This is a genomic window from Mycobacterium sp. Dal123C01 (assembly GCF_052566995.1).
In genome coordinates, this window is the sequence record NZ_CP199580.1 from 3,150,627 (window position 1) to 3,172,407 (window position 21,781).

Below are 21,781 nucleotides of genomic sequence, written 5' to 3' on the forward strand. Positions count from 1 at the left end.
CGCCGACGCGGGTGGTCACGACGCGTGCAACCCACATTCGGTCTTGGACAGCCCTTGCCAACGGCCGCTACGCGGGTCGGCACCCTCTACGGGCTTGGCCGTGCACGGGGCGCAGCCGATCGACGGATAGCCCTCGTAGACAAGCGGATTGACCAGTGCGTCGTGCTCGTCGATGTAGTTCTGCATGTCCTCGTCGGTCCATGTCGCCAGCGGGTTGATCTTCACCAGCTTGAACGCCTCGTCGAAACTGACCAGCTGCGCGTTGGCGCGGGTCGGTGCCTCGACCCGGCGTAGCCCGGTCACCCAGGCGGAGTAGCCACTGAGCGTTTTGCCGAGCGGGACGACCTTACGCAATCGGCAGCATTCGCCGGGGTCTCGCGCGAACAGGTCTTTGCCCAGCAGTTTGTCCTGCTCGGCAACCGTGTGCTCCGGCGTGACATTCAGAACCCGTATGTCGTAGACGGATTCGATCGCATCACGGGTGCCGACGGTCTCGACGAAGTGATAGCCGGTGTCCAGAAAGAGGACCGGCACGCCGGGACGCACCTTGGACGCCAGGTCCACCAGCACAGCGTCCTGCATATTGGAGGCGACGATGTACTTGCATGTCGCCCAGCCGCGTGGCCCGTTGATACCGCCGAAGTGCTCGTCGGTCCAGCGCAACAGCTCGTCGGCACTGGCGCCTTCGAGTTCGGCTGCACCTCGGGCGGCGATCTCGCGCAGTTCGTCTTCGGTCGGCGTGGTTGCTTCACTGCTCATCGGAGGTCGCCCTCCTCGGCGCGAAGCGCCCACTGCGCGAACCGCTCCCCGTTGTCGCGGTGTTTGAGGAAGTTGCGCACCACCCGATCGATGTAGTCGCCCAGCTCGTCGGTGGTGACTTTGTGCTGGCGCAGTTTTCGGCCGAATCCGCTGTCCAGTCCGAGGCTGCCGCCCAGATGCACCTGGAAGCCTTCGACCGAGTTGCCATTGCCGTCGTCGACCATCTGACCCTTGAATCCGATGTCGGCGACTTGAATTCGCGCACATGAGTTGGGGCAGCCGTTGATGTTGATGGTGATCGGCACATCGAGCCGGGAGTTGATGTCTTCGAGCCTGCGCTCCAGCTCGGGCACCAAAGTCTGTGCTTTGACCCGGGTTTCGGCGAAGGACAGCTTGCAGAACTCAATCCCGGTGCACGCCATCAGATTCCGGCGCCAATGCGACGGCTGTGACCGTAGGCCGATCGCATCCAGGCCGGCGATCAGTTCGTCGAGCTTGTCGTCGGGTATGTCGAGGATGACCAGCTTCTGATAGGGGGTGAACCGGATCCGGTCCGAGCCGGCCTGCTCGGCGAGGTCGGCCACCGCGCTGAGGATGGTGCCCGACACCCGTCCCGCGATCGAGGCGACGCCGACGGCGTTGAGCCCGTTCTTGAGCCGTTGCACGCCGACGTGGTCGATCGGATCCTTGACCGGCTCGGGGGCTGGGCCGTCGATCAGCGGACGCTTGAGGTACTCGGTTTCGAGAACTTCCCGGAACTTCTCGATACCCCAGTCTTTGAGCAGGAACTTCAGCCGCGCCTTGGCCCGCAGCCGTCGGTAGCCGTAGTCGCGGAAGATCGAGGTCACCGCGGCCCATACCTCGGGCACCTCGTCGAGCGGGACCCAGGCGCCGACCCGCTGGCCCAGCATCGGGTTGGTGGAGAGTCCGCCACCGACCCACAGGTCCAGGCCGGGTCCGTGCTCGGGGTGGTTGACGCCGATGAAAGCGATGTCGTTGACTTCGTGCACGACATCCTGCAGACCCGAGATCGCGGTCTTGTACTTGCGCGGCAGGTCGGCGAACTCGGGTTGGCCGATGTAGCGGCGCACGATCTCATCGATCGCCCAGGTCGGGTCGATCACCTCGTCGAGCGACTCACCGGCCAGCGGTGAGCCCAGGATGACGCGCGGGCAGTCGCCGCACGCCTCGGCGGTCTGCAGTCCGACCTCGGCCAGCCGCCGCCAGATTTCGGGGACCTGTTCGACCTCTATCCAGTGGTATTGGACGTTCTCCCGATCGGAGATGTCGGCGGTGTCGCGGGCGAACTCGGTGGAGATCTGGCCCAGGGTGCGCAGTGCGGCCGTCGACAGCGCGCCGCCGTCGCAGCGCACCCGCATCATGAAGTACCGAGCCTCGAGCTTGTCCATGTTCTCGTCGCCGGTCCAGCTGCCGTCGTAGCCCTGCTCACGCTGGGTGTAGAGGCCCCACCAGCGCATGCGGCCGCGCAAGTCGTCTTTCTCGATGCTGTCGAAGCCCTCTTTGGCGTACACGTTTACAATGCGTTCCCGCACCTCGAGCGGGGGACCGGCCTGCTTGAATTCCTCGTTGGGGTTGAGCGGCTCGCGGTCTCCCAGCGCCCACTGTCCCTCACTTCGAGTCTTGGCGGGGCGGGCTGTGGTCATTCGACGGTCTCCTTCGCAAACTGTGCTGGCTTGGACGCGCAACTCACCGGCATTTACCTCCGGCAGGCGCAGAACCGGCGCCAGCTGGACGTATAGGTGGGCGGGTCTACGAAATTAAGCCGGACAGCTACAGCTGCAGACTCGTTTGAGATCGATGTGCCGCCGCGCCACTAGCGCTATGCGCTGTTTGGGCTGGGCGAGGATCACCCGGCCATTGTGCCATGGATGGTGACGTGTCGTGCCACCAGGTCAAATTTGTTCTCACGGTGATCGAAACTACCAGCAAATCCTGGGTAATCGGATAGACAAAACCAAGAAGCCGCTGAGAGGGCCACCTCGGCGGCGAGGACCTCCCCGTCGAGCGGCCGGCGCGACCAGCTTGCCGTGCAATCATTTGGCATGGCCCTTCGCGCGGCACCGGTTGAGCTACCCGGGATACAGCGGAGTCCCGGACACCCGTTTGGGGTGTACGTGCATGTCCCGTTCTGCATAACTCGTTGCGGGTACTGCGATTTCAACACCTACACGCCCGCCGAGCTGGGTGGCGTCAACCCGGACGCCTGGCTGCTGGCGCTGCGCTCCGAGTTGGCCTTGGCCGCCGCCCGGCTGGACGCACCCACGGTGAACACCGTGTTCGTCGGCGGTGGCACGCCCTCGCTGCTGGGCGGTGAGCGCCTGGCCACGCTGCTGGACATGGTGCGCGAGCACTTCGCGCTGGCGCCGGACGCCGAGGTCACCACCGAAGCCAACCCCGAGTCGACCTGGCCGGAGTTCTTCGACGCCATCCGGGCGGCCGGATACACCCGGGTGTCGCTCGGCATGCAGTCGACGGCCCCGCGAGTGCTGGCCACCCTCGACCGCGTGCACTCGCCCGGCCGCGCGGCCGCTGCCGCCCGCGAGGCCATGGCCGCGGGTTTCGAACACGTCAACCTGGACCTGATCTATGGAACCCCGGGCGAATCCGATGACGATCTGACGCGTTCGGTCGATGCGGCCGTCGAGGCCGGGGTCGATCACGTGTCCGCGTACGCCCTGCTCGTCGAGCCGGGCACCGCGCTGGCCCGGCGGGTCCGCAGCGGTGAGCTGGCCGCGCCGGACGACGATGTGCTGGCGCACCGCTACGAGTTGGTCGATGCGAGGCTGTCCGCGGCCGGAATGACCTGGTACGAGGTGTCGAACTGGTCGCAGCCGGGCGGTGAGTGCCGGCACAACCTCGGCTACTGGGATGGTGGTCAGTGGTGGGGCGCAGGACCGGGTGCGCACGGATTTGTGGGCGCAACGCGGTGGTGGAATGCCAAGCATCCCAGCGCTTACGCGGAGATGCTGGCCGGCTCCACGTTGCCGGTAGCGGGTTTCGAACAGCTCGACGCCGAGGCGTTGCACACCGAGGATGTGCTGTTGAAGACCCGCCTGCGCCAAGGGCTTCCGCTGGCGGGACTGGGCGCTGCCGAACGCGAACGCGCCAAAGTCGTTGTTGCCGATGGCTTGTTGGTGACCGACGGGGACAGACTGGTCCTCACGCCGCGCGGCCGGCTGCTGGCCGACGCGGTCGTGCGGACGCTTTTAGGGTGACGGCGTCAGACGCCGAACCACCTTTCGATGACGCGGGCAATCTCGATGTAGAGCGGGATTCCGATGGTGACGTTGTAGGAGAACGTCAGACCCAGTGATGCGGCCAGCGGCAGTGTCGGGCTCGCTTCCGGGATTGCCAATCGCTGGACCGCCGGAACCGCGATGTAGGACGCCGCACCGCACAAGACAGCGAACAGCACGTAGGTGCCCGTCTTGAAGTCGGTATGGGTCAGGCTCGCATAGGCGCAGGCGACGAAGATCCCCAGTGTCGCAAAGAGATTCGGGGCCAGCACCGCGAAGAAGATGAAACCCGGCCCCGCCGTTCTGAGGTCTTTCAACTTGCGTGAGGCCGTCATGCCCATCTCGAGCAGGAACAGACAGAGCACGCCCTGGAATGCCAAGACAAAGAACTTGTCGTCGTCTTGCACGACCTTTTGGCCCTGCAGGCCACTGACGAGGCCGATCACGATGCCGCCGATCAGCAGCACCAACCCGGGGTTGAGGAAGACCTCCTGGAAGAGCTCACGGGAGAAGAGGGACGGCTTCTTGGTGCGCTGGGCGCCCGGGCTCACGTCGAGTTCCGCCGTGCGCTCGCCTTTTTCCAGGGAAAGCTCGAGTTCGTCCTCGATCGCCAGTGCACGCTCGGTCTCCAGGCTCTGGCCGTGCGGAGGCCGTGCCGCGGTACCGGGACCGACCCCGACCTTCACCGGCGTGTAGTCCGGCTCGTCGGCCATGTTGCCCGCCGCGTCCATTCCTCGGTGCCGCAACCGGGCCACCAGGTACAGCGCCACCAGGCAGCCGGGAATCTCCATGACGGCCAGCATCACCGGCATGTACGCGTTGAAGGCGATGTTGGTGGCGGCCAGAACCGCCACGCAGGTGGCAAACGTCCCGGCCGAATCCGACCCGTAATAACCGGCGACGGTTGCCCGGTCGACTCGCCGCAATCTGGTCAGCCAATTGAGCAGGAAGTAGGCGCCAATGCCGATCGCGAAGTTGAGCATGAAGCCCAACACCATGAATCCCACGATCGCCCCAACGCTGGAGGCATTGACCTGCGCGAGTTCCTCACCACCGTGCCAGCCGATAGCCAGCAGCAGATACATGGTGAGGCCCTGATAGATCACATAGGGGAACTCAAAGCGCACCTTCAAGATGGGAATCAGGAATCCGAAGTAGAAGAAAAGCAGAAGTGGTTTGAACAGGTTATGCGTGAAGTTTTGCCAGAACTCTTGCAGCATTGGTGCCTCTCTTATCCGTCCGGTGGCCCGGGGGAAGCACCGTCCGCAAGCGGGGGCAACCACGAACATCCCGACGACCGTGCAAAATTTAGCTCCGCTGCTGTCAAACCGCCACTCGGGCGGGACGCGAAAAGCCCATGTCGCTCCACGCCGTGCCGTAATGGTTGGGCAGGACAAAACCCGTGGTCACAGCGGTGCTGGTGGGACCGGGTAAGCGGGGATTGGCGTGAATTCGTTGGGAATGTGCTGTGCGTTTACTGTGGGGATTAGCGTGTCGCCGTGCCACCGGAAATTAGCGAGGGCCGGACCCCGGCGCCTCGTTTGCGATGCGTCACCGACAGCCACGCCGAAGGCGAGTAATGCGTGGTTATTTCTTCGAACCCATCGACCCGGGAAACGGTAAGGACGCCGGTTTCCTGGTTAATTTCGAGTTCGTCGCCGTCGGATGCCTGGACTTCTTCACCGTTCGCGAGCCTGATCACGAACATAACGTTCCTCTCGATCGATAGGGGATAGATAGCGATCGGGCGTTAGCTGGGCGGTCCGTTAACCCGGTCGGATTAAAGTTTCGTTACGCCTTTCTGTCACACGTCCTATGAGGCGTCTGGCGTAAGCCCCACAGCCCCCAAAATGCGCGGGAGTGCCCTTGGCGAACGTGAGAGAAGTCCACCGAGCCCCCGCTCCGTGCCGCCGAGCTTGGCGAGTCGTTGCGCAAGCCAGCTTTGCCAGGAGAACTCAGGTTATGGTAGCCCGTCGCGCTGGGATCAGTCGGTAAACGATCGGGAAACGTTTCCTCGCTTCGAGGCCACCGGAGATGCCGTTGAACTCCACCGCATCAGCACCAATTTTGCGGTAGCTGCCTGCGGAAACGGTGGCAAGCCAAAGCGGCGTCACCCGTTGCCCAAACCGGCTGAAATGGGCGCCTCGGCGGCGGCCGGCGTTTTACTCCACGCGAGGCTTACCGGAGTGCGGAGGTCAGGAGAGCAAGCACACAGAACCGGTGGTTGGGGCGTTTCATAGGTTAGGCTACATTTACTAGCTGTGACCGAGGCCAGCGTCGAGACAAGTTCAATCGGCATGACGTCGCCGCCGATTCCCCTTCCCGCGCATATCGACCCGGCCGACCTGACGGCTGAACTGGCCGCGGTCCTGCCCGAGCGACTCGGTGAGGAGTATTTGCTCTACGAGCAGGCGGGTCAATGGGTGCTTGCCAGCGGTGTGCACGCGATGATCGAGCTGGACAGCGACGAGTTGCGGGTCATCCGCGACGGTGTGATTCAGCGGCAACAGTGGTCCGGGCGACCGGGAGCCGTCCTGGGCGAGGCCATTGACTGTCTGTTGCTGGAGACCGATCAGCTATTCGGCTGGATCGCATTCGAATTCGGCGTCTACCGCTACGGGCTGCAGCAACGGTTGACGCCGGGTACCCCGCTGGCACGACTGTTTTGGCCCTCTTCCCGCATCGTGGTGACGCCGGACTCCGTATTGCTTTGCGGTGCGGCGAATGCCCATCGCGAAGCTGTACTCCGAGTACTGAGCGAGGGTGTGCCCCACCCGGGCGAAGCCCGCGAGATCGATATCACCGCCGACGGGTCGAAGTACCGCGAGCGGGTGACTGCGGCCGTGAACGAGATCGCCGCCGGCAAGTACACCAAGGTGATTCTTTCCCGTTCTGTGGAAGTGCCTTTTCTGCTTGATTTCCCGGCCAGCTATCGGCTGGGTCGTCGGCACAACACGCCGGTGAGGTCATTTTTGCTGCAGCTGGGCGGAATTCGTGCCCTGGGCTACAGCCCCGAACTCGTCACCGCCGTCCACCGGGACGGCGAAGTAATCACCGAGCCGTTGGCCGGCACCCGCGCACTTGGTCGTGGTCCGGCCAACGACCGTCGAGCCCGCGAAGAGCTGGAAACGAATTCGAAAGAGATCGTCGAGCATGCTATTTCGGTGCGCAGCTCGCTGCAGGAGATGAATGAGATCGCCGAACCCGGAACGGCGGTGGTGACCGATTTCATGACCGTGCGGGAGCGGGGCAGTGTGCAGCACCTGGGCTCCACGATCAGCGGACGTTTGGATGCGTCCAGTGACCGAATGGACGCGCTGGAAGCGCTCTTCCCGGCCGTCACCGCGTCCGGAATCCCGAAAGGCGCCGGTGTCGAGGCAATCTTGCGTCTCGACGAAAGACCGCGCGGGCTGTATTCGGGTGCGGTGGTGACGGTCTCGGCTGACGGCGCGCTGGATGCCGCGCTGACCCTGCGGGCAGCCTACGAATCCGACGGAAAGACGTGGCTGCGGGCCGGCGCCGGAATCATCGAAGAGTCACAAGCCGAGCGCGAATTCGAGGAAACCTGCGAGAAGCTGTCCACGCTGGCGCCATATCTGATTGCGCGTCAGTAGCTTCTCAATTGGCTTTTTGCCGGCGGGCCGACAACTCGTCGGGGACCGCTTCGGGTGACCGTTCCAGGTAGTCGGTGAGGATGCGGCCGGCCAACGATTCGATATTCGATTCGATCGACGCCGCAAGCGTTGCCGCGACGGTAGCCACCGCCTGAGTGCGGAACCGGACCAGCATGGTGATCAGCTCGGCGATCTCGGCGTCCGCGGGCAGCGCCTGGCCCGGCTTGATCTTGTCGATGACGTGTTCGGCGCCGGCACGCACCAGCAAGTCGCTGATCTTGTCGATCTCCGGCACGATCTGCTCGTGCAGGTCGACGAGCCTCGCCAATTCGAGGCCGTAGCCCCGGATCTCGTTGAATGCCTCGATCAGCTTGGGACGGGTCAGCGTGGCCCGCTCGCCATCGACCCGGATCACCTGCAGCGCGACCAGCCGCTCGAACGCGGGTGCATCGTCGACGAGCCGCTGGGCGTCGGCCAGCGGCATGGTTTCCGGCTTCTCGGTGGTCCAGGTACCCACGATGGCCGTCTCCAGGCCCAGAACGTCGCCGAGATTCTTGCCTTCCTCCCACGCGCTGAGCATCTCCCGCACGTGTGCGATGTTGTAGCCGCGGTCGAGCATCGAGGTGATCAGTCGCAGCCTGGTCAGATGTGTGTCGTTGAACAAGGCGATGCGGCCGACCCGCAGTGGCGGCGGCAACAGCCCGCGATCGCGGTACACCCGGATGTTGCGGGTGGTGGTGCCGGCCAGCCGGGCCAGGTCGTCGATCCGGTACTCCCCGGACGCTGCGATGCCGTGCGGGTGGCGTGCGGCCGCGTCGAAAAGCTGAGAGACCGCGGTCTCGATGAAGTCCCGTGATTGGCGGCGAACGCGTTTGGGGGCCCGTCGCACGTTGTACAGGACGCTGGCGATCGTGCCGGGTTCCGGTCGAGGCGGTCGGTTCTGTGCCATCTCGGGTACGTCGCCTTAGGCCGAGGAGGTGACGCGTGCTCTGGCCTGGCGCGCGACCGCCTGGTAGTCCGCGTAGCGGAAGTCGTTCATCTGGCGAAGATACTGCGTCGCGAAACCCGGGTACATCGACCCGTTGAAGCCATCCTTGGTGAGATACCAACTGCGGCACCCCGACATCCAGGTCGTCTTGGTGAGTCGGCGCTGGATGTGCTCGTTGTGGCGCAGTTGGACGTCTTCGCGCACATCGAGATAGCGCAGGTCGTCCTCGAGGATGGTGCGGATGCCGCGTACCGCGTAGTCGAGCTGGCCTTCGATGTAGACCAGCAGCGAGTTGTGACCCGGCCCCGAGTTGGGACCGGTCATGAAGAACAGATTCGGATACCCGTGCGCGTTGATGCTCTTGTAAGCCTGTGCGCCGTCGGCCCATTCGTCGGCCAGTGACCGACCGCCGAGACCGGTCACGTCGAAGGGCGGGCCGGTGAGGTGGACGTCGTAGCCGGTGGCGAACACGATGCAGTCGAGGTGGTGTTCGATGCCGTCGCTGGTGCGGATGCCGACGGGGCTCACCGTCGCGATGGGCCAGCTGACCAGTTTGCAGTTGTCGCGCTGCAGCGCGGGGTAGTAGTCGCTGGAGACCAGCATCCGTTTGCAGCCGGGCGCGAAATCCGGGGTCAGCTGCCGGCGCAACCACGGGTCTTTGACTTGGGCACGCAGATGGGCCTGGCCTAATCGGGCTACCAGCGAGGTGAGCGGGGTATCCCACACCAGAGCCGTGGCACTGGCCTCATGGCCCCAGAACAGCGCCTGGCGGGCAAGTTGTTGGACGGCAGGAACTTTGGCGAACAGGGCTTGCACCGCCGGCGGGGTCGCCATGTCCAGCCGCGGCAGCACCCAGCCGGGGGTGCGCTGGAACACCTTGACGGACCCGGCCTGCTTGACCAGTTCGGGAACGATCTGGATGGCGCTGGCGCCGGTTCCGATGACGGCGACCCGCTTACCCGCGAAGTCGTAGTCGTGATCCCAGCGGGCGCTGTGGATCTTGTGTCCCCGGTAGCTGTCCAGGCCGCGGATGTTCGGGAAGCTGACGTCCGACAGCGGGCCGGACGCCAACACGACGGTGCGGGCCCGAAAACGCTTGCGATTCTTCGTCTTGGCTGTCCACACACCGGCGTCCTCGTCGAAGCTCAAGTCGCTGACCTCGTGCTTGAACCGGATGTGACGGCGGATGTCGAATCTGGTCGCCATGTCTTCGAGGTGACGGCAGATTTCCGGGGCCGGTGAGTACGTCCGCGACCACGCCGGGTTCTTCACAAAGGAGTACGAGTAGAGCAGCGACGGGACGTCACAGCTCGCCCCCGGATAGGTGGTGTCGCGCCAGGTTCCGCCCACCCGGTCGGCACGTTCCAGGATCACGATGTCGGTAATCCCCGCCTCGGCCAACCGAATTGCGGTACCGAGTCCGGTGAAGCCGGCTCCGATGATCAGTGTTGCGTAGGTATGGTCGCCACTCATGATCACGCCGCCGGCTCGTGGGTGAGTTCCCTGGACCAGCTCGGCATCGGCCTCAGCAGCGGCTTGGGATAGAAATCCGACAGCCACACCATGGAATTTGCCAGCAACTGATAGGGGTGTCGCGGGTTGACCACCCACATGCCGTGCCTCTTGAGCAACTTGTAGGTGGGCACCCGCCGGGTACGTTCGCCCCGATCGCCGAGTTGCTGGAAACGGTTGACCGCGTTGAACAGTCGGTCGGGCTCCATTCCCATCCCGGCCATCTCGTTGCGGATGCGGTTGAGTAGCGGCACGTACATCACCATCCCGAGGATCAGGCCCGGTGATGCGAAGCGGCCGACGAATTCGATGGCCAGGCGGCGGGCCTTTGCGTTGCCGATCATCTCCAGCACCTCGAAATCGACCGCGATATGCCGTGATTCGTCATTGTTGATCTTCTCGAACACCTGGTGGCAGACCGGGTCCTGCACGGATTCCAGCAGGAACTTCAGCAGCGCACCGTCCAGCGCCACCTCGAGCATCGGGATCACGGTGCCCAGCACCGACAGCGGCATGTCGTCGGCAAACGTGTCCAGCCACTCGATGGCCAACCGGATGTTGACGTTGGGCTTCGGGATCTCGCCGTCCTCGAGCATGCCCCAGCGCTTCATCAGCGCCAGTTCGGCGTTGGCGTGACGCTGCTCCTCGGCGTGGAAATACCGGTAGATTTCCGCGATTGTCGCGTCGGGCGCCTTTTTCGCAAGTGCGGCGAAGCCCCGGGCGCCGATGTTCTCGATCCAGCACAGGTCGGCCATGAATGCCTTGAGCTTGGGCCGGAACTCGGGCTTGATGGTGTCGGCCCCCGGTGCGTCCCAATCGATATCGGCCAGTGCCCACTGGCGATCCTTGATCTTGGCGAGCATGACTTCCATGTCGATGGCCACGAGCAGCCCCCTTTCACTCGGTGTTATCAGTGCATGTTGGCCCGGGATACCAGACCGGCTACCCGGGTATAGGACTGTGGGGCAAGCCGTTTGATATTCCAGCCGAACTTGGCGTCAAGTTGCGGCATGCAGTACAGCTCACCGCGATCGTGAGCATCCAGGCATGTTCGCGCCACTTTGTCGGGCGAGAGTCCGGTCCAGCGCATCAACTTGTCGGCCAGTTCGCCGGATTCCTCGGTGATGCGGCCGGATTCGAGGATATTGGTCTTGACGAACGTCGGGCACAGCACGGTGACCCGGACCGCGGTGCCGGACAATTCGGCCGCCAGCGTTTCGGAAAGCGACAGCACACCGGCCTTGCTGACGTTATAGGCCGCCATGCCCGGCGCCGCGGCGAACGCCGCCGCCGAGGCGACATTGATGATGCCGCGTGGGGCATGCCCAGGTCCGGCCTCGCGCAGGATCGGGGTGAACACATGGCAGCCGTGTATCGGGCCCCACAAGTTGACACCCAGGGTCCATGCCCAATCATCCAGCGGCACATCGCCGATTGCCGCGCCGCCGGCACCGACGCCGGCGTTGTTGACGACCAGCGTCGGCGCGGCCCCGAAGAAGGACTGTGCCTTTTCGGCCAGCACGCTCACGTCGTCGAATCGCGAGACGTCGCAGCGGATCGCCATCGCCTTCGCGCCCCGCTCGACGATCGCATCGGCGGTCTTTTGCGCGGCGGCCTCGTCGATGTCGCTGCACACCACCGTGCCTCCGCGATTGCCGAGTTCGGCAGCGAACGCGGCGCCGATGCCGCTGCCGGCCCCGGTTACCACCGCCAGCGCGCCGTGGCTGGTGGGTTTCGAGTTACCGAGCAGCTTGTCCAGCGGACCGAACATTGTCAGCCCACCTCGTCGGCCAGGGCGCGCGCATCCTGCAATGCGTGGGCGATGAACCGGGCGACGTATGCCATGGCCTTGGCGGCTTCGGGTGTCATGCGCGGCAGTGCCTGGAATACATGGACTTGGTGCGGCCACACTTGCAGCTCGCACCTGCCGCCGGCCGCCTTGATGTCGGCGGCAAGCTGTCGCGCATCGTCCTGCAGCATCTCGGCCCCGCCGGCCTGGATCAGGGTTGGGGGCAGCATCGAACCGCCGGCGACGTCCAGCGTCAAGCGAGGGTGGGTGAGATCGATACCCGGGTGGTACAGGCTGACCAGGCGGGCGGCGTCGGCCACTCGGATGGCGGGATCGCGGCGGATCTGCTCGCGGGCCAGTGACAGCGCGAAGGTCATGTCGATCAGCGGCGAGAACAGCACCAGAGCGGCGGGGGAGCTCGCGGCGACCTCGGGCTGCAACAGCATGTCGACCGTCAGGTGACCGCCTGCCGAATCACCCGCAATCACAATCTGTTTCGCGGGTACACCGCACGTGTGAACCAACCAGTCCCAGCCCGCCCGGACGTCGTCGGCGGCGGTGGGGAAGCGATAGCGCGGCGCCAGCCGGTAATCGACGCTGAACACCGGCAGGCCGGTCAGCGACGACAGCCAGGAGGTCAACCGCCGGTGGGTTTTTGGCGAGCACACCGCATAGCCGCTGCCGTGCACGTAGTAGATCGCTTTGGTGACGGTCGACGAGCGGGCTTGCCCGCGAGAAGAGCCGGCGCCCATCGGCCGAGTGACGGTCGACGAGCGGGCTTGCCCGCGAGAAGAGCCGGCGCCCATCGGCCGAGCGTCGGTTGACGAACGGGCAGCCTCGCTGGTGGGGGTGCGGGGTCCATACACCCATTCGCCCTTGACCCGGCGTCCGTCGGGCAGCACGGTGTCGACCTGCTGAACGCGGGTGCCCGCCAGCGGGGGGCCGAATGTGGCCATCACCCGCGCGATCATCCGGCGCGACAGCCAAATTCCCCAGGCCCGCTCGGGCGGCACCAGCCCGCTGAACGGCCGCAAGGTGTACGTGCTTACCGCCGCCGCGCCGCGGGACCGCAATGACCCGCGGGCCGGAACGATGTCCGCCATGCAACGGAGTCAACCGCAAATGGTGACATTCGTCAATGGCAGCTTTGGCAAGACTGAGGCGGAGGGGGCACGTCGGCAGTGGGAGCGATTGGCGCGCAGCACCTGCACGCGTTCATCGGGGCAGTGCGGACGCAGGTGGTTACTCGACGATTGAGGCCAAGGCCGTGGTCAGCTCTTCTTGCTCGACAGCATCGGTGAAGTGCGTCAGGTAGGTACCGTCGGGTCTAAGGACGTAGGTGGACGCCGAATGTGGCATCCGGTATCCGTCGGTCTCCCCATGGTCGGAAACCTCGGCGGAAAACACTCGAAACGATCTCTTCGCCCACTCAATTTGCTGCGCCGAGCCGGTGAGGCCGGTGAAGCGCGGATACGCTGATGCCAGAAACGCTTTCATCACTGCGGGGGTGTCGCGTTGCGGATCCACCGTCACGTAGAGCGGCTGTATGAGCTCGGCACGCGGACCGAGACGATCAAGCACCGTCGACAGCCGGGACAGAGCACGGGGGCATACCGCTTTGCAGTGCGTGAAACCGAAAAAGATGACGACGTACTTACCCCGGTAGGTCCGTCCGTCGACTTCGCGCCCGTTGTGGTCGATTAAATCGAATGTTCCGCGGACGTGCCGAGAGACAGTCTGATAAGAGGGTTTAGTCATTTCGGCTACCGGAGGTTGTTGGTTAACGGCGCTGGAGCTTGAACACCGGGATGGTGCGCGTCGTCTTCGACTGGTACACAGCGAAATTCGGTGCGTACGTCACCACGGCGTCGAACAGCTCGGCGCGCTCCTCGCGGAGGGCTTCCTGGGCTGTGGCCTCGAATGTCTCGGTGCCCACCTCCAGGCGCACATGCGGATTGGCGCGCAGGTTGTGCACCCATGCCGGATCCTTCGGTGCGCCCCCGCGAGAACCTATGACCACCATGGACCCGTCGATGTCGAAGTAGGAGAGAGCTGTCAGGCGCGATAGACCCGACTTGGCGCCAGTCGACGTCAGCAACAACATGGTGAAGTTTTCGAAGATGCCACCGACTTTGCCGCCGTTATCCCGAAACTCCTGAATGACCTGCTCGTTGAAGGTATTCAGCGCCACCGTGTCGGTGCGGAATAGTTCTTCGTCAAATTCCTGCACCCTGGCGAGAATAGAGCGCTTCGCACCGCAGGGGGAACCAGCCACCGCTGAGAAAACAATTGTTGTCAGATACAGCCGACAAGGTCGCCGAATGCCGCGCTGCCGAGCATCCCGCTTTAGTGCTGCGGCAGCGGACGGCTGCGCACCAGAGTGGGCCACCAGAACCACGGACCGAGGATTCGCAGGATCGCCGGCACGACGAACGAGCGCACGATCAGTGTGTCCAGCAGCAAGCCGATGCACACGGTCGAGCCCACTTGCCCGATCGTTCTGAGATCGCTTGTCAGCATTGCCAGCATCGTGAACGCGAACACCAGACCCGCGGATGTCACCACACCACCGGTGCTTCCCAACGCGCGGATCAGGCCGGTGTGAATTCCGCCGTGTAGTTCCTCTTTGACCCTGTTGATCAAGAGCAGGTTGTAGTCCGACCCGACCGCCACCAGGATGATGAACGTCAGCGGTAGGACGAGCCAGTGCAGGTGCAGGCCGATCAGGTGCTGCCAGACGAGGATGGACAACCCGAACGCCCCGGCGTAGGAGAAGGCCACGGTGCCGGGAATGACCAAGGCCGCCACCAGACTTCGCGTGATGAACATCATGATCAAGAAGATCAGTACGAAGGCGGCGATCGCCGCGATCAGCAGATCCGACATCGCGTATTCCTTGATGTCCTTGTCGTTGGCCCCCGAACCGCCGATGTATATCCGGGCGCCGGCCAGGGACGTCTCCTTGAGGATCGTTTTTATCGCGTCGGGGAACTGTTCGACGTGCTCCACGCCTTCGGGGCCCATGGCATCACCCTCGTGGGTGACGATGAACCGGGCAGCCTTGCCGTCGGGTGACATCATCAATTTGATGCCGGTCTTGACGTCTTCGTTGTCGAAGCCCTCGTGCGGGATGTAGAAGTAGTCGTCGCTGCGGGACTTGTCGAAGTCGTTGCCGACGTTGATCGAATCGTCGAAGGTCTGCTCGGTTTGGATGGACTGCAGATCCGCCGAACCGTAACTGTTCACCAACTTCGACTGCAGTGCCTCGGTGTCGTCGGCGGTGGCTTTCAGTTGGGCGATGATCTGCGGGAAGGCCTTGTCGACCTCCTCGAGGGACATTTTGGTTTTGGTGATGTCTTCGGCCAAATGGTCGATGTGGTCGATCGTGTCGAACACCGATCTAAATGCCCAGCAGATGGGGATGTCGAAACAGTGCTTCTCCCAATAGAAATAGCTCTTGATCGGACGGAAGAAGTCGTCCAGATTTGAGACTTCCTCGTTCATCTCCTGGGTGATCTTTTCAAGATCCTGAACGGTGAGAACCGTCTGGTGCAGCTCATCCGACACTCTCTGGAAGAAGCCGATCTCTTTCCGCAAGACCGTGACAGAGTGCGCCTGAATCTCGGCCTGCGCATCGGTGTTGGCGTTCTGCTCCCTATTGAACGGGAGTTGTTGACCGTTGCCGCTGCCTTGCGTGGTGAACAGGTACGGAATGCTGGCGTGCTCGAGCGCCCGGCCCAAGGGCCTGGTCATGCCCTGCACCATTGCCACACCGTGCAGCCGAATCAGAGCTCTGGCCACTCGGTCCAGCGAGATGAAGTCGGCCGAATTGCGCATGTCGTGATCGGTCTCGACCATCAGCATCTCGGAGAACAGCTTGCTTTTGGGGAAGTGCCGATCGGCCGCTTGGAAACCCAGGTTGGCGGGCGCATTGGCCGGCTGGTACTGCCGATCGTCGTAGTTCTGCCGATAGGTCGGCACGAAGATCGCCCCGAGCATCACGACGGCGGAGCTGGCCACCAGGATCGGCACCGGCCAGCGCACCACGCTCGCCCCGATCCGTCGGTACAGATGTCCTTTGGTGTTGGTTCTCGGGTCGAACATCCCGAAAAGGCTGCCGACGGTCAAGGCCGCGGGGCCCAGCGTCATCGCTGCCGCGATGGTGAAGAGCATGCTGATCGCGACTGCGGGCCCCATGGTGTGGAAGTAGTTGAGGCGCGCGAACGTCAAGCAGTAACACGCACCGGCGATCGTCAGACCCGAGCCGATGATGATGGGCGTGACACCCTTGTACGCGATGTAGAAGCTGTCTTCCCGGCTTTCCCCGGCTTGTCGCGCCTCGTGATAGCGGCCCATCAGGAAAATGCCGTAATCCGTTCCCGCGCCCAGGGTCAGCGCGATGACGATGTTCACCGCGAACGACGAGAGTTCGATATATCCGTAATGCCCGAGGGTCGAGATAACGCCCTTCGCGACGAGCATCTCGATCAGGACGCCGAGCAAGGGCACCAACAGGGTGGACGGGGTGCGGTACACCAGCAGCAGCATCACGAGGATGAGGATGATCGTGACGATCGTGACGTTGTTCAGGCTCGCATTCGCGATAGCCAAAGTGTCGGAGGCCAGCGGGGCCGCGCCGCTGACGTAGACCTTGAGGCCGGGCGGCGGAGTGTCCTTCTTGATGATGTCGCGGACGGCGTCCACCGACTGGTTGGCTTGAATCTGGCCGATGTCGCCGGCGAGACGCAACAGCACATAGGTGGACTTGCCGTCGACGCTTTGCGCTCCGGCCGCGGTGAACGGCTTGCCCCACAAATCCATCACGTACTGCACGTGCTTGGTGTCGCGCTCGAGGCGGCGCATCAGATCGTCGTAGTACCGGTGGTCCTGGTCCGCCAATGGCCGGTTCGCCTCGAACACCACCATCGTCAAGTTGGTCGAGTTGGATTCGTGGAACTTTTCGCCGATGTGCAGCAGCGCCCGCTGCGAGGGCGCGTAGTGCGGGACCATCGGTCCGGCGAGTTCTTCGGCGACCCTTTCTACTTGGGGCATAAAGGTATTCGTCGTGACTGCGAGAAGGCCCCAGAAGAAGATGATCGGTATCGCGAAGGTGCGGACCATCCTGGGGATGAAGGGGCGCTTGACCCGCGGCTCATCGCGATGCTGCTCGCTCATGCCGATTTCACTCTGCACTCGACGTCGGCGTCCTCATGGTCACTCGACTGTTCATCGCGGACGACGCCATCCACCAGCATCCGGCAGCCCACCTGACCGCCATGAACGTGCACCGAGACGCTGCCGGAGGCCACCGTTAGCGTGGTGGTCTCGGTGTGGGTCCACGGCAGGGTCGTCACATCAACCTGATGTGGGTGGCCGTCGATGTCGATGTAGACGAGCTTCCCGCCTTGCCCGGCGGAGCCGAACACCTCATAGGTAATCCGCTTGATGTTGAACTCCTCCGGTGCCTGCGGACCGTTGACGGTGATGACCGGCTCCGGTTCGGAGAACTGGTGCACCTTGTACATGCACAGCAAGCCCAGCCCGACCGCAACGACGGCGACCAGCGGCATCCAGAACCGCGCCAGGGCGGTCCTCCCGGCTGAACGCGGGCTCACTCGATCACCTTTTCGCGCTCCGGCCCCTGATCTCGTGTTCTCATCTCAGCCCGCCCTCGCGCCGGTTCAGATAGTAGACGGTCGTGTGCCCAATGAGATGGACTGATCGTCAAGACTAGCGGCTCTACGCGAAAAAACGAACACGATGACTACGGAGGTTGCCATCCGCCGGTTCTCTCGGCAATAGGACCGGGGCCCGTCGTGAACTCGCCGGGAATCGAAGACAGCGGCAGCACGGCCAATCGCTATGCCCGCGGGCTTTGCTGCACGTAGTGCAGCCAGCGGAAAATGGAACGTCAGAGAGGGTGTGGACGAGGCCACCTGGCGTTGCGTTACGCCATTTTCCGCAAACGCCCCTTCAGCCGTGCGCTGCTCAGCATCCGCAGGCCCAAGTTCGTGGACGTGAGCATTGGAATCACTCCCAGGAATGTCCGCTCGGAGGGCGTCGCCCCATGCAAGTGGTAAAGACTGCCGAACACAAAAAAGCAACCCAACATGAATAACCCGGCGGGGATGCACAATGCCTGGAACGAGCTGCGATCGGCAACGATTTGCCTCGCGAAGCTCACCTCGTCGGGCGACATGGGCTCGCGTTTGCGGACTTTAGAAAGAACGGTTTTGGCGCTGCCGATTTCTTCGCCGATCGGAGCAGGGACTCGGCGCTCCAGCCGTGCGACGTACACCGTGGCAACGGCCACCAACACCAGCGCCAGCGCCAGGGCGAGTACGGTCAGCAACCCATACAAACCCTGCGTCATACCTCGCTCCTTCGCTGCGCCGTAGCCGTTGTGGACGTGATCGATCACTAGCTTAGGCCCGAGCAGGTGGTGCCGGGAATCGAAGAAAGCTTTCCGCCCCGGCGTTCGATCAGGGGCGGATAACGGTTCGGGCTCGTTTCGGTGATGCCGCGACACGTCGCGCAGCGTCGCGGTTCCCGCGGTTCGACAATGCGAGACATGACGCAATCGCGGGAGTCCGACGATGGCGCGTGAGATCTCGCGGCAGACTTTTCTGCGGGGTGCCGCCGGAGCGTTAGCCGCCGGCGCCGTGTTGGGATCGGGCCGCGTCGGTGCGGGCCGAGCCGCCGCTGCGCCGAATGTCACTGGCTGGGACGGTCTTTCCACCGCCCTGGGCGGAAAGGTGTTACTACCGGACAGCCCCAATTTCGGTGCGGCCAAACAGGTTTTCAACACCAACTACAACGGCTCGACGCCGGCGGCGATCGTGACCCCGACATCGGTGGCAGACGTGCAAAAGGCGATGGCATTCGCGGCCGCCAATAACCTCAAAGTCGCCCCGCGCAGTGGCGGGCACTCCTACATCGGCGCGTCCACGGCGAACGGCGCCATGGTGTTCGACCTGCGTCAGCTGCCCGGGGGCATCAATTTCAACGCCGGCACCGGGCAGGTCACGGTGACACCGGCGACCAGTCTGTATTCGATGCACGAGACGCTGGCCGGGGCCGGCCGGGGCGTCCCGACGGGTACCTGCCCGTCAGTCGGTGCGGCCGGACACGCCCTGGGCGGGGGGATGGGTGCCGATTCCCGGCACGCGGGCCTGCTCTGCGACCAATTGACATCGGCGTCGGTGGTGCTGCCCGGCGGACAGGCGGTCACCGCGTCCGCCAACAGCAACCCCGACCTGTTCTGGGGGCTGCGCGGCGGCGGTGGCGGGAACTTCGGGGTGACCACCTCGCTGACTTTTTCGACCTTCCCCACCCGCGACCTCGACGCCGTGAACCTCGATTTCCCGGCGCAGGCGTTCGCGCAGGTTCTCGTCGGCTGGCAGAACTGGCTGCGTACCGCCGACCGCAACAGCTGGGCGCTGGCCGACAGCACCACCGACGGGATGGGCACGCACTGTCGTATTCTCGCGACCTGCCCGGCCGGATCGGGTCCCGCCGTGGCGCAAGCCATCGTCGCGGCCGTCGGAATGCAACCGAGCGGAACCGACACCCACACGTTCAACCGCATGGACATGGTGCGGTATCTGGCCGTCAACAACCTCAACCCGGCGCCGCTCGGATATGTCGGCGGCTCGGACGTTTTTCCGACCATCAGCCCGGCCGCCGCTCAGGGGATCGCCGCGGCGGTCAACGCTTTTCCGCGTGGCGCGGGCCGCATGTTGGCCATCATGCACGCCCTCGACGGCGCGCTGGCCACCGTGGCACCGAATGCCACCGCCTACCCGTGGCGACGGCAGTCCGCGCTGGTGCAGTGGTACGTGGAAACAAGCGACCCGGCGGCGGCGACCAGCTGGCTCAACGCGGCACACCAAGCGGTGCAACCGTATTCGGTTGGCGGCTATGTGAACTACATCGAGGCAAACCAGCCGGCGTCGCGCTACTTCGGCCCGAATCTCTCCCGGCTCAGCAGCGTGCGACAGAAGTTTGACCCCGGCCGGGTCATGTTCTCCGGGCTGAATTACTAGCCGAGTGTGCGGTGACGGCGCCGAGTGTGCGCTCAGGGCGCCGACAGTTCACACCGAAGCCGTGAGTTCACACTCGGCGGTGCCAACGGAGCGTTGAATTACGCCTGCCCCACCTGATGGACGATCGCTTTTTTGTCGATCTTTCCGATCGGCGTAGTGGGCAGTGTCGGCATCGCGACCAACATGTCGGGCCGGGAGTGCGCGGCGACACCGCGCCGGTCGAGGTATGCATTCAACTCAGCGAGGCCGATCGGTTCCCCGGTGAAAACAAGTGCAGCACAGACCTTTTCACCTAGATAGGGATCCGGCAGCGGCACCGCGGCCGCCGAGAAGATCGCCGGGTGGCTCAGCATCTGCTCTTCGAGGTCTTGGGCGGCGATCGTTTCACCCGCGCGGCAGATGACGTCTTTGACCCGACCGGTGACCACCAGGTTGCCGTCGTCTCGTTGGCGGACGAGGTCGCCACTGCGGTAAAACCCGTTGGGGTCAAAGCTGCGTTGGTTGTCGCGCTCGGCCCGGAAGTAGCCATTGAGCGTGTAGGGGCCGCGCACCAGTAGCTCGCCCTCTTCGCCCGGCGCCACCGGCTCACCCGCGCCGTCGACGATGCGCAATTCGTCGGCCGCGCACAGTGGCCGACCCTGGGTGTGTTCAATCACGTCTACCGGATCGTCGAGGCGGGTGTAGTTCAGCAGTCCCTCGGCCATCCCGAACACCTGCTGCAACCCCGGGGTCAACGTCTCGCGGATCCGGCGGGCGTCGTCGGGCTCCAATCGTGCTCCGCCAACCTGCAAGAGTCGCAAGGTTTTTGGTGTCACCGGCTCCCAGTCGCAGGCTTGTGCCCACAGTTTGGCCAGCGCGGGTACCAGGGCGGTGACCGTGACGCCGTGGCATGCGATGGCGTCGAAGGCGGCCTCGGGGCTGGGATCGGTGCCGAACACCGTGGTGGCGCCCACCGTCATCGCGCCGAGCAGGCCCGGACAGGCCAGCGGGAAGTTGTGGCCCCCCGACAGCACCACCAGATAGACGTCGTCGGAGCGCAGGCCGCACATCTGGGCACTCGCAGTCGCGTTGAACACGTAATCGTCGTGCGTGCGGGGGATGAGCTTGGGCAGGCCGGTGGTGCCGCCGGAAACCAGCAGCAACGCAGGTGATCCCGGGTCGGCCGGCGGTGCGACCGACGGGGCGCCCGGCGCTTGCGAGTCGCACAGCTGCGCCCACGAAAGGAATGACTCGGGATCACCGTCGACGATGACATGCTGCAGGCCGGGGTGCTCCCGGACCAGCTCGCGCGCCATCGCCCGGTAGTCGAAACCGTGTGCCTGATCGGTGATCAGCAATCCGGTGGCCTCGCTGACCGCGGCGAAGTGGCCCACCTCCGCGGCGCGGTGGCCCGGCAGACACATCACCGGCGTCGCCCCCGCCCGCAACAGCGCGAACAGCGCCACCGCAAACTGGACGCTGTTGGGCAGCTGCAGCAGTATCCGGTCCCCGGGCGCGACGCCCAGACCGTGCAGCCCCGCCGCGGCGCGGTGGGCCAACTCGTCGAGTTCGGCGAACGTCAGGCCTCGGTCGGCAGGGGCGTCGAGCACCGCAGTTTTGTCTGGCCAGCGCCGCGCCGCGGAGGCCAGGATGGAGTCCAGCGGTCGGCCCGCCCAGTAGCCGGCCGCGCGGTAGGCGGCGGCCCGGTCGGCGGGGAACGGCACGAAGCCCTCCACGGGCTGCGCTGTGGTGGGCATCACCTGGGCTCCTTAAAGGGGGCTTGGTAGCAACGGCGCAGGGTTAGAGGATAGGGTAACCACACAAAATTAGGGCAGCCT

Annotated in this window: 19 protein-coding genes; 3 read left to right on the plus strand and 16 right to left on the minus strand. The window is 64.3% G+C overall.

All coding sequences use genetic code 11. From position 1 onward, the window contains the following. Positions 1-15: 15 nt before the first annotated feature. The 3 genes from ACTXG5_RS14965 to ACTXG5_RS14975 form a co-directional block, all read right to left on the minus strand. The gene (locus ACTXG5_RS14965; protein WP_445159561.1) at positions 16-759 is read right to left on the minus strand and encodes a phosphoadenylyl-sulfate reductase; all 744 of its coding nucleotides are present in this window, start codon (positions 757-759) and stop codon (positions 16-18) included. Then, complete coding sequence (locus tag ACTXG5_RS14970; protein WP_445159562.1) at positions 756-2,423, minus strand: nitrite/sulfite reductase; 1,668 nt, start codon at positions 2,421-2,423, stop codon at positions 756-758. Before ACTXG5_RS14970 ends, ACTXG5_RS14965 begins: the two co-directional genes overlap by 4 nt. Positions 2,424-2,537: 114 nt before the next feature. Next, positions 2,538-2,630, minus strand: coding sequence for an Ms4527A family Cys-rich leader peptide (locus ACTXG5_RS14975; protein ID WP_445159563.1), 93 nt, complete (start codon positions 2,628-2,630; stop codon positions 2,538-2,540). Between the two features lie 192 nt (positions 2,631-2,822). On the opposite strand from ACTXG5_RS14975, the gene hemW reads away from it, so the two are divergent. After that, complete coding sequence (hemW, locus tag ACTXG5_RS14980) at positions 2,823-3,995, plus strand: radical SAM family heme chaperone HemW (RefSeq protein ID WP_445159564.1); 1,173 nt, start codon at positions 2,823-2,825, stop codon at positions 3,993-3,995. Positions 3,996-4,000: 5 nt separating this feature from the next. Here the strand turns inward: hemW and ACTXG5_RS14985 are convergent, their stop codons facing one another. After that, entirely contained in the window at positions 4,001-5,236 is a 1,236-nt protein-coding gene (locus tag ACTXG5_RS14985; protein ID WP_445159565.1) for a sodium-dependent bicarbonate transport family permease, read from the minus strand. Positions 5,237-5,502: 266 nt separating this feature from the next. Beyond that, the gene (locus tag ACTXG5_RS14990) at positions 5,503-5,724 is read right to left on the minus strand and encodes a hypothetical protein (RefSeq protein WP_445159566.1); all 222 of its coding nucleotides are present in this window, start codon (positions 5,722-5,724) and stop codon (positions 5,503-5,505) included. Positions 5,725-6,277: 553 nt separating this feature from the next. Between ACTXG5_RS14990 and ACTXG5_RS14995 the strand changes: the two genes are divergently transcribed. Then, entirely contained in the window at positions 6,278-7,630 is a 1,353-nt protein-coding gene (locus tag ACTXG5_RS14995) for a salicylate synthase (RefSeq protein WP_445159567.1), read from the plus strand. A gap of 4 nt (positions 7,631-7,634) precedes the next feature. Here the strand turns inward: ACTXG5_RS14995 and ACTXG5_RS15000 are convergent, their stop codons facing one another. The 10 genes from ACTXG5_RS15000 to ACTXG5_RS15045 all read right to left on the minus strand — a co-directional run bounded on the left by ACTXG5_RS15000 (position 7,635) and on the right by ACTXG5_RS15045 (position 18,292). Then, positions 7,635-8,579 carry a MerR family transcriptional regulator gene (locus ACTXG5_RS15000; protein WP_445159568.1) on the minus strand — a complete coding sequence of 315 codons (945 nt, stop codon included), beginning with the start codon at positions 8,577-8,579 and terminating at the stop codon, positions 7,635-7,637. Positions 8,580-8,594: 15 nt separating this feature from the next. Beyond that, a complete protein-coding gene (locus ACTXG5_RS15005) occupies positions 8,595-10,097 on the minus strand; it encodes a flavin-containing monooxygenase (protein WP_445164426.1) in 1,503 nt (500 codons plus the stop codon). Beyond that, a complete protein-coding gene (locus tag ACTXG5_RS15010; RefSeq protein ID WP_445159569.1) occupies positions 10,094-11,014 on the minus strand; it encodes a ferritin-like domain-containing protein in 921 nt (306 codons plus the stop codon). Before ACTXG5_RS15010 ends, ACTXG5_RS15005 begins: the two co-directional genes overlap by 4 nt. 26 nt (positions 11,015-11,040) lie before the next feature. Then, the gene (locus tag ACTXG5_RS15015) at positions 11,041-11,901 is read right to left on the minus strand and encodes an SDR family NAD(P)-dependent oxidoreductase (RefSeq protein ID WP_445159570.1); all 861 of its coding nucleotides are present in this window, start codon (positions 11,899-11,901) and stop codon (positions 11,041-11,043) included. 2 nt (positions 11,902-11,903) lie between these two features. Beyond that, positions 11,904-12,890 carry an alpha/beta hydrolase gene (locus ACTXG5_RS15020; protein ID WP_445164427.1) on the minus strand — a complete coding sequence of 329 codons (987 nt, stop codon included), beginning with the start codon at positions 12,888-12,890 and terminating at the stop codon, positions 11,904-11,906. Positions 12,891-13,161: 271 nt separating this feature from the next. Further along, the gene (locus ACTXG5_RS15025) at positions 13,162-13,677 is read right to left on the minus strand and encodes an SCO family protein (protein ID WP_445159571.1); all 516 of its coding nucleotides are present in this window, start codon (positions 13,675-13,677) and stop codon (positions 13,162-13,164) included. Between the two features lie 22 nt (positions 13,678-13,699). After that, a complete protein-coding gene (locus ACTXG5_RS15030) occupies positions 13,700-14,149 on the minus strand; it encodes a nitroreductase family deazaflavin-dependent oxidoreductase (RefSeq protein WP_445159572.1) in 450 nt (149 codons plus the stop codon). Positions 14,150-14,265: 116 nt separating this feature from the next. Further along, on the minus strand, positions 14,266-17,094 hold the full coding sequence (locus ACTXG5_RS15035) for an MMPL/RND family transporter (protein ID WP_445159573.1): 2,829 nt from the start codon (positions 17,092-17,094) through the stop codon (positions 14,266-14,268). Continuing rightward, complete coding sequence (locus ACTXG5_RS15040; RefSeq protein ID WP_445164428.1) at positions 17,091-17,489, minus strand: MmpS family transport accessory protein; 399 nt, start codon at positions 17,487-17,489, stop codon at positions 17,091-17,093. Before ACTXG5_RS15040 ends, ACTXG5_RS15035 begins: the two co-directional genes overlap by 4 nt. Before the next feature lie 377 nt (positions 17,490-17,866). Further along, positions 17,867-18,292 (minus strand): hypothetical protein, encoded by a 426-nt coding sequence (locus ACTXG5_RS15045; protein ID WP_445164429.1) that lies wholly within the window; start codon positions 18,290-18,292, stop codon positions 17,867-17,869. Positions 18,293-18,515: 223 nt separating this feature from the next. On the opposite strand from ACTXG5_RS15045, the gene ACTXG5_RS15050 reads away from it, so the two are divergent. After that, positions 18,516-19,964 (plus strand): FAD-binding protein, encoded by a 1,449-nt coding sequence (locus ACTXG5_RS15050; RefSeq protein WP_445159574.1) that lies wholly within the window; start codon positions 18,516-18,518, stop codon positions 19,962-19,964. Positions 19,965-20,062: 98 nt separating this feature from the next. Here the strand turns inward: ACTXG5_RS15050 and ACTXG5_RS15055 are convergent, their stop codons facing one another. Beyond that, entirely contained in the window at positions 20,063-21,700 is a 1,638-nt protein-coding gene (locus tag ACTXG5_RS15055; RefSeq protein WP_445159575.1) for a (2,3-dihydroxybenzoyl)adenylate synthase, read from the minus strand. Positions 21,701-21,781 lie beyond the last annotated feature (81 nt).